1 protein-coding gene is annotated in these 536 nt (G+C 69.0%); it reads left to right on the plus strand.

Annotation, left to right across the window (positions count from 1 at the left end):
- The coding region (locus M8J73_RS44605; protein ID WP_249829941.1) for an RHS repeat domain-containing protein at nt 1-536 on the plus strand (536 nt) is incomplete at both ends.

A 536-nucleotide genomic window follows, 5' to 3' on the forward strand; every position in this document is an offset into this window, starting at 1 on the left:
CGCGTGACGCTCCGCCAGAGGACCCGCCTGTCCCGCAAGCCGGACACGTGGCGCTACACGTGGGACGCGGAGGACCGCCTGACGTCGGTGACGACTCCGGACGGCACGCGCTGGCGCTACACGTACGACCCGCTGGGCCGCCGCACGGCGAAACTCCGCGTGGCGGACGACGGCGAGACGGTGGTCGAACGGATCGACTTCACGTGGGACGGAACGACCCTCTGCGAGCAGACGACGAGGTCCCCGTCCCTGCCGAACCCGGTGACCCTGACATGGGACCACCAGGGCCTGCGCCCCATGGCCCAGACGGAACGCATCACGGCGGCGGACGCCCCCCAAAGGGAAATAGACTCCCGCTTCTTCGCCATCGTCACGGACCTGGTCGGCACCCCCAGCGAACTCATCGACGAACAGGGCGAGATCGCGTGGCGCACGCGCAGCACGCTGTGGGGCACGACGACATGGACGACGAACAGCACGACCTACACACCCCTACGCTTCCCGGGCCAGTACTACGACCCGGAAACGGGCCTCCA

Origin of the sequence: Streptomyces neyagawaensis (assembly GCF_023516595.1) — a bacterium.
Classification (GTDB): Bacteria; Actinomycetota; Actinomycetes; order Streptomycetales; family Streptomycetaceae; genus Streptomyces; species Streptomyces neyagawaensis.